This is a genomic window from Agrobacterium sp., from assembly GCF_032092815.1.
Taxonomy (GTDB): domain Bacteria; phylum Pseudomonadota; class Alphaproteobacteria; order Rhizobiales; family Rhizobiaceae; genus Agrobacterium.
On the sequence record NZ_DAMDBP010000012.1, the window covers coordinates 122973 to 129345 of the forward strand.

Below are 6373 nucleotides of genomic sequence, written 5' to 3' on the forward strand. Positions count from 1 at the left end.
GTCTCGGCGGAAGCCGCAGGGATCATCGCCACGCTTTTTGCCTTCTCGCATCTCTCGTTTCGGTACCAGTCCGACTATCTCGCCGAAGGCTATGGCCGCCTGTATGCCTATGCGGCCGAACATCCCGAAGCCTCCGGGATATTTCAAGCGATCGACTGAAGCAAACGCCTGTCCGTCCGACTGGCGCAGCTTTCCAGTCCCGTGACTGGATCGATCCCACAACCCGAAAATGTCGAACCTGATGATGACATTGGAGAGCCGCATGTTCGTGATCATCTCGACAGTTTATGTGAGCGCCAATGGCGCAAAGATGCTCGACAAAAAAACCTTCTGACAATGTAGCTCTGCTTCGGAGGGGGATAGCTAACGACGGCCGGTTCTTCGACGCACATGACGAGAGCGCAAACGAAGGGAACTTGCACGTTCCCGACGGTCTCTTTTGCGCTATGACATGGGCGCGCCAAAACGGGTTCAGCCATGTCCTGTTTAATAGCTATACCGAGAAGGCTGATGATTTGTCGTGGTATGATTGGTAATACCGGCTCTGCGGGGGGGCCACCGTTCAGCGCAAAAGCCGCCGTTCAAGAACGGACTGCATGTCCCGGCGGCCATCGGCAATGCAATAAATGATGACGTCCTCTCCAGTGATGCGATAGATCATCCGCCAAGGTTTGTGATGCAATTCCCGGTATTCTGTGATGCCGAGGCCTGCCAATTCCTTCGGAACATTGCCCCGCGTGGGAAAATCTTCGAGCCCCAGGCAGCATTCCTCAATTTCGCCGAGAATCCGTTCCGCGGTCTGTACGCCATCGCGGCTGGCAAGGAATCGGTGGAGATCTTCAAGATCCCGTTCCGCATCCTCCGCAAACAGAACACGATACGGCATCAGGTTTCGGGCGTCGCCAGGCGCGCGCGAAGGCGGGCGAAGGTCTCTTTTGCGGGGCGGACCTTTCCTTCCTCGACCTGCTTGTTGGTCAGCGCCAGCACCTTCAGGAGCGCCAACGTCTCCTGTGTTTCTTCATATTGCGTGACGTCCTGAAGCACGGCTTTCGCCTCGCCATGCAATGTGATCACCACAGGCTGACGGTTGTCGGCGAGCTGGCGAATGACCTCCGGGGCATGAGCCTTGAGATAGCTAATGGGCTTGACCTGTTCCGACAGTTTCATTGATCCGATCTCCTTTTGACCAGAATATAGACCGTTAATGGTCCAACCGGAAGCAATTATTGCGAGGTTGCAAAAAGGAGGAGGTGGGCCGTTTGCCGGCCGGCGGTTGTCGCAGGACCGGAGAGAGAGGCATCCGTAATTGCTTGCATCGCGGGCTTCAGCTTGACGGCGACGTTATTCATTCTTCCTTCACCAGCCCGGTTGGCCGCGAGAGCGCTCAGCCGAGCTCTTTTGTTTCAGGAGACACCAGCATGAACACAATGATTTCCAACCCCTTTCAAACTCAACGATCGGGAACCACCGGTTTCAAGGTCGACATTTCCCGCGGTGAACGTATCGGGCGGGTGTCGTCGGAGTGGTTCTCACGTCCTGACGACGAGCGTTACATGTCGCTCACTGATCTCCATCGTGCGGTCAGCGACAGAACCGAAAATGCGCGGGTTCGCACCGTCGAGACAGCTGATATTCGTGTCGAGGCGACCCGTGATAATGCCGAGCGCCTGTCGCTTATCGTTCCCGGCGGGCGTGAAGCATTGGCGCCGACACACTGGAGCTACGGCCAACTTTGCAGCCTGGTCGGTGCACCAGCAAGCTATATGCGCCAATTGCCGGCGCCGCTCGCCGCGATCAATCTTCAGCATGGTCTCCTCAGTCACAATGCCGAAATTGTCAAAACCCTGGAGATGGATGACGGCCGGCTCGAACTGAGAGCGGTAACCGGTCCCGAATATGGCCGGATCTGGGACAAGGATCTGATCGCCGCGATCATGAATATTGCCGGAAACGGGACGGGTGACACAATATGGAAGGTTCCGGGCTTGCTCGACTGGTCGACCATGACCCACAATCCCTTCGTCGATATCACGAAGGATACGACTACGTTGTATGCCAGTGATCGCGATGTCTTCGTGTTCTTATGCGATGATGCCCATCCGATTGAAGCTGGTCGTCTACGAAACGGTGAACCCGATCTTTATTTCCGCGGCTTTTATGCATGGAACAGTGAGGTCGGTTCGAAAACCCTCGGGATTGCAAGCTTTTATCTGCGTGCGGTCTGCGCCAACAGAAATCTTTGGGGAACCGAAAATTTCGAGGAAATCACCATTCGACACTCGAAATTCGCCGCACAGCGATTTGCTCACGAGGCAGCTCCGGCTCTGACTAACTTCGCAAATTCATCCCCTGCGCGCTTCATCGCCGGTATTCGTGCCGCACGTGAGCGTGTGGTCGCCCGAAATGACGAGGACCGGCAAACGTTTTTACGCCGTCGCGGTTTCTCGAAGGTCGAAACCGGAAAGATCATCGAAACTGTCCTCAACGAGGAGGGCAGGCCACCTGAATCGGTTTTCGATTTCGTGCAGGGCATCACCGCGCTGGCACGCGGGAAGTCCCATCAGGATAAAAGGCTTGAACTCGAAGGCAAGGCCAAGAAGCTCCTTGAAGGTGTCGCCTGACTGCCAAGTGCTCCACTGCATACCCGCATCCATCATCGCCGGCCATTGTGCCGGTTTCCAAGTTTTCGGGTGATGCAAGATGACGAAAGAGTTTTCGTTTAAAGCTGGGCTCGCCGCCAAAGCTATAGAAGAGGTTGGTCGGCTTCCTGTCCGGCGTCTCGAACAACCGCATACTCAACGAGCTGTTGCAAAATGCCCGCGGTGCGGGGGTGGCAACGGTTCTGATCGACCAGTTTTGGGCAATATGGTGCGCATCATCGATGATTGGTGTGGGTTTCGGACAACCCTGCGATCTCTTCTTGCTCGGTTGTAGTACATGGGTTGAACCCATGGCGAGAGCCGAAGATGCCGCCGGCATGAGTGTCGTCGCTCTTGCCAAACGTTGCGCAAAGATTATCGCTTGCTTGTTTATCTCAACGGATGGATCGTTCCGACCGTGTTTATGATGTGATCAGACGCCGAGATCGGCGATGTTCTCGTCAGCGCTGACGTCAGACCGCTGCTTTACTGTGCTGGCATCAACCTCGCCTGCCATTTTTTTGGCGGCAACCTCTTTGCTTGCCGCCTTCAGGTCGATTGCGCCCCAGATCGAATTTTGTCGCGTGGCTTGGCGACGCCGGTTCTTGAACTCGACGACAAATGGCTTTTTCTCGGGCTTCATGGTTCTCCGGCTGACTTTAGCGGATGGACTTCAGTGTAAACGGTGTTCTTATTCGTTGTGTCCTGTCAACTGTGTGTGGCGTGTATCCCCGCTCAAGGCAGCCGGGGAATGTCGCCCTCAGCGACACGCCATACCCAATGGGTAATTTCCGGTCGTGTTTCGATCATATCGGCGAGGGCACGCTCGTAGTCTTCACCTGTACCTGGAGGGACAATAAACATTGCGACGGGCGTCGGCTTCTGTTCCGGCATGGTCACCGCGACAACCGGTGCATCACGCGGTAAGTTGAAACGTAGCCCCTTGACGGTTTTGCGCTTCAGGTGGCCGAGCTTCTCCAACAGCCTAAGCTCATAAATATCCTCAAACGGCAGCCAATGATTGTTGACCACCATCAGTGCAACTTCTTCCACTGAGGCGATGCCTGCCGCAGAAATGCCAAATGTGGCGATGACGATCAGATGGAAGGCCTCGTTAGAGCGCCACAGTTCGAGCTCGGTCTTGTAGCGTGATGCCAGCCGGCGCGAGGCTCCTTCCTTGAGCATCAACGGGAAGGGCATGTGGCGCAAAAAAATATTCTGGCCTTCGCGTGCCGGGGCCAATTCCTTGACCTCGGCGACGATCATCATCAACTTCTTCGGCCCTGACCCGGTCGTCTGTACAGCTTTTAACGCTGCTGCGCGCCGGGCAGCGATTCCGTCCTTGTCTTCGGACTGGAATACTTCCGGTATAAAGAGCATGTCGCTCAGGGAGCTGCCTCTGGCCAACATGTGCGACGCTGCGTTAAAGAGGCTGGCGCGAACGCGCGCCCAGCCCCGTCGGCCAGCCCAGGTCGAGCGCCACTCGGTCAATTCGCCTGCTTCCCAAAGGTAGTGCAACATCGCCTTTAGAGACAGTTTGCGTGGCTCACTCCGGATAGCTGGCTCGGAAGGTTCTGTCGGTGTCGCAGGTCCCGCCCGCGGTCCACGTTTCGTCAGCGAGAAGTCCAGCTTCAGTTCAGCTTTGCCGCTCGCGTTGATCTGGATCGCGTTGCCCATCAACGGACCAAGGCCGGAAAGCTCGTAGGGCGGTTCGTAAGACGCACATACCGGATCATGGGCGCGTCCGGAGAGCGGCATGCGCTTGATGAAATATTGGTCCTCGACGCGGGTGATGTACATTGGCACGCCAGTCTCTTTGCAAAGACACAGCGGGCGAAGTCGCTGCGCGTAGGCCCTGGGCAGGAATGCGCAAAACTCTGGCGAGTGTTCGTTGTACGTTTGATCGCCAATCATAAACGTTCGCACGCTCGTCCTCCTTGCCGGTTTGATCGAATGTACATAGTCGCTTCTATTTTTACTATCTCAAAATAGTCAGTAAAACGTTAGTGGAAGCATCGAGGCCCTGGAACTGCAGACAAACACCAAAGGAATGCATTCCGCGCCACCTGTCGACCATCGGGGAAGCCAGGAATGCTGCAAGGTCTGAGCGGATCGCTTTCGGTCGCAGGATGGTCGACATATCTGTCGCAGACGCTGATTTTGGATCTTTCTATTCCCAGAGTTTCTCTGCCGACTGTGCGAGGACAGTATTGAGTTCATTACTGAAGTCCATGGCGCCAATTTTCTCCTGATCAGATCGCCCTGCTACTTATGGCCTCCCTCCAAGATCCACGAACGGTTCCCGCTTGCAGCCCATCATCCTGCCCCTTCGGTGCTGGCGCTTTTGCGTGTGCGAAGGACTTGGCGGGCAAACACAGCCGCGTCGACGCGGTCGAAGCGTTGCGGAACTTTTACGCAATACGGCGCGCTTGCCCGGCTCGAACATCAAGGCGGGTCTGGAGTGTATATCCACGGGGAACCAATAGGCTCGCGCCAATGATGCCGCCGATGACGAACCTTGCCTTCGGTGCGCAGACGACGCGCGCGGTGTCTGAAGCATGCTGGCGCGCTGTGTACAAGACCTCAGGGGCGCCACCGGACGATGCCGCAACAAAGTTTGAGTTTGTCGCGGAGGGGAGGATGGCGCCACCCGGGTGACCTGGCGTGCGTCGGAGCAAATACGCTGGATCCGCCGTGACCTGCCTTTCGACTTGGCGCCCAGTCTACCCTGCACGGCAGAACTTGACGCTCGATCCGTTTCCCCACTCAGCCAAGCTTCTGCCCTTCATTGGAGCCTTGGATCTTCCCGTTTTAAGGAGATTACTATGACCGCGATGCTATCGGCCTCGGAACTTGCAGATCGTCTCTCGCGCAACGCCGAGGCGGTCTGCCGTCACTATCTTTCCGCCGGCCGCCGGGTCGGCAATTACTGGGTCGTCGGCGACACCGCCAACAGCAGGGGCAAGTCGCTCTATGTTCACCTCACCGGGCCAAGGGCTGGGCGGTGGGCGGATGCGGCGACGGCGCAATATGGCGATCTGCTCGACCTTGTGCGCGAGACATGCGGGTTGGTGGACTTCCGCGATGTGTCAGATGAGGCCCGGCGTTTTCTCAATACGCCTCGCATCGGCCCGCTCCAGTCCGTTTTGACATCCCTCAGGAATGGCCCTCATGTCGATCCGCCGGTCGACAGACCGGCTGGACAGCGGGCACGTGGTCTCTTTCGGATGGCGCAGCCGCTCGGTGGCACGTTGGCCGAAAGTTACCTGCGCAAGCGCGGCATACTGCGCGCTGCAGGGTACCCGGCGCTCCGCTTCCATCCCTCATGCTATTATCGGGACTTTGAGGCAGGCGAGACGCGCGTCTTGCCGGCACTCATCGCCGCAGTGACTGGTCCCTCTGGCGAGATCACAGGCGTACATCGCACCTGGCTCGACCCCGGTGGCGACGGTAAAGCGAAGATCATCGATCCCCGCCGCGCGCTTGGCGGGTTGCTTGGCAACGCAGTGCGCTTTGGCTTTCCAGTCTGTGGCCCGGTGCGTGTCATGGTGGCGGGCGAAGGCATTGAAACCATATTGTCACTGTCGCATGTTATGTCCGATATGCCGATGGTCTCGGCGTTGACGGCCAATCATCTGGCTGCTTTCCGCCCGCCCGCCCGATGCCTGCGCCTCTACGTCGCCGCAGACGCAGATGCTGCTGGCCGGCATGGGGTCGAGGGCTTGAGCCGCCGG

7 protein-coding genes are annotated in these 6373 nt (G+C 57.4%); 3 read left to right on the forward strand and 4 right to left on the reverse strand.

The window, feature by feature from the left end; all coding sequences use genetic code 11:
- Positions 1–159 (forward strand): antirestriction protein (locus RT613_RS09800; RefSeq protein WP_313614958.1); only part of this gene is annotated, 159 nt, incomplete at its 5' end.
- Positions 160–562: 403 nt separating this feature from the next.
- Here RT613_RS09800 and RT613_RS09805 read toward each other — a convergent pair.
- Together RT613_RS09805 and RT613_RS09810 are read right to left on the reverse strand one after the other, a co-directional pair.
- Positions 563–886 (reverse strand): type II toxin-antitoxin system RelE/ParE family toxin, encoded by a 324-nt coding sequence (locus RT613_RS09805; RefSeq protein ID WP_313614927.1) that lies wholly within the window; start codon positions 884–886, stop codon positions 563–565.
- On the reverse strand, positions 886–1167 hold the full coding sequence (locus RT613_RS09810; protein ID WP_313614929.1) for a type II toxin-antitoxin system Phd/YefM family antitoxin: 282 nt from the start codon (positions 1165–1167) through the stop codon (positions 886–888). The genes RT613_RS09805 and RT613_RS09810 overlap by 1 nt, the downstream gene beginning before the upstream one ends.
- Before the next feature lie 251 nt (positions 1168–1418).
- Here RT613_RS09810 and RT613_RS09815 point away from each other — a divergent pair, with 251 nt between their 5' ends.
- A complete protein-coding gene (locus tag RT613_RS09815) occupies positions 1419–2621 on the forward strand; it encodes a DUF932 domain-containing protein (RefSeq protein WP_313614959.1) in 1203 nt (400 codons plus the stop codon).
- A 451-nt stretch (positions 2622–3072) separates the two neighbouring features.
- On the opposite strand, the gene RT613_RS09820 is transcribed toward RT613_RS09815, so the two are convergent.
- Both RT613_RS09820 and RT613_RS09825 read right to left on the reverse strand, forming a co-directional pair.
- On the reverse strand, positions 3073–3282 hold the full coding sequence (locus RT613_RS09820) for a hypothetical protein (RefSeq protein WP_313614931.1): 210 nt from the start codon (positions 3280–3282) through the stop codon (positions 3073–3075).
- Between the two features lie 92 nt (positions 3283–3374).
- Positions 3375–4565 (reverse strand): DUF1173 domain-containing protein, encoded by a 1191-nt coding sequence (locus tag RT613_RS09825; protein ID WP_313614932.1) that lies wholly within the window; start codon positions 4563–4565, stop codon positions 3375–3377.
- A gap of 899 nt (positions 4566–5464) precedes the next feature.
- On the opposite strand from RT613_RS09825, the gene RT613_RS09830 reads away from it, so the two are divergent.
- Positions 5465–6373 (forward strand): toprim domain-containing protein (locus RT613_RS09830; protein WP_313614933.1); only part of this gene is annotated, 909 nt, incomplete at its 3' end.

Excerpts from the sequence above, each read along its gene's own strand:
- RT613_RS09805 (WP_313614927.1), bottom strand. The coding sequence starts at position 886 with ATGCCGTATCGTGTTCTGTTTGCGGAGGATGCGGAACGGGATCTTGAA.
- RT613_RS09810 (WP_313614929.1), bottom strand. The coding sequence starts at position 1,167 with ATGAAACTGTCGGAACAGGTCAAGCCCATTAGCTATCTCAAGGCTCAT.
- RT613_RS09815 (WP_313614959.1), top strand. The coding sequence starts at position 1,419 with ATGAACACAATGATTTCCAACCCCTTTCAAACTCAACGATCGGGAACC.
- RT613_RS09820 (WP_313614931.1), bottom strand. The coding sequence starts at position 3,282 with ATGAAGCCCGAGAAAAAGCCATTTGTCGTCGAGTTCAAGAACCGGCGT.